Annotated in this window: 1 protein-coding gene; it reads right to left on the bottom strand. The window is 67.5% G+C overall.

What is annotated here, in order from left to right:
• Nucleotides 1–576 (bottom strand): FG-GAP repeat domain-containing protein (locus ACYVDE_RS25710; protein ID WP_460504337.1); only part of this gene is annotated, 576 nt, incomplete at both ends.

Raw genomic sequence — 576 nt, 5'->3', positions numbered from 1 at the left:
ATCGGCTGCAGCCCGCCAGTGCCGGTGCCCGGCAGCAGGCTCACGTCGGGAGAGGTAGCGCTGGCGCAGACCGCATCGGCGTGGCCGTCGCCGTTGAAATCGCCCACCGTCAGGCCACCGTACGATTGGCTGATGGGGCGACTGGCCCCAGCCGCGAACTGGCCGCTGCCGTTGTTGAGGTACACCGCCAGCTGAGTACCGCTGCTCACCAGCAAGTCCAGGTCGCCGTCCTCGTCCAGGTCGGCCACGCCCAGCTCCTGCACCGCAATGGTGGTGAAGCTGGAAGCCGTGACGCTGAAAACCCCCGCCGTATTGCCAGGCACCAGCCGCAGCACGCCGTTTGTACCGCCAACATCGCCCACCACAATATCGGTGATGCCGTCGGCATTGAAATCGCCCGTAGCGGCCGTGAAGCCGCCGGAGAATTGGCTTTTGGGTAAAAAGGTGCCCTGGCCCGTGCCAAGGTTCACGGCCACGCCGCCGCCCAGCGTGGCGAGGGCGTAGGAAACCGCATCGAGGTTGCCGTCGCCGTTCACATCGGCCAGGCGCAGGCCGGTGGCCCGGGGGCTGATGGGC

The sequence above is a fragment of the Hymenobacter agri genome (genome assembly GCF_054778495.1).
Note: the sequence above shows the minus strand (reverse complement) of the source record. Positions and strands in the feature narration are given on the sequence as shown.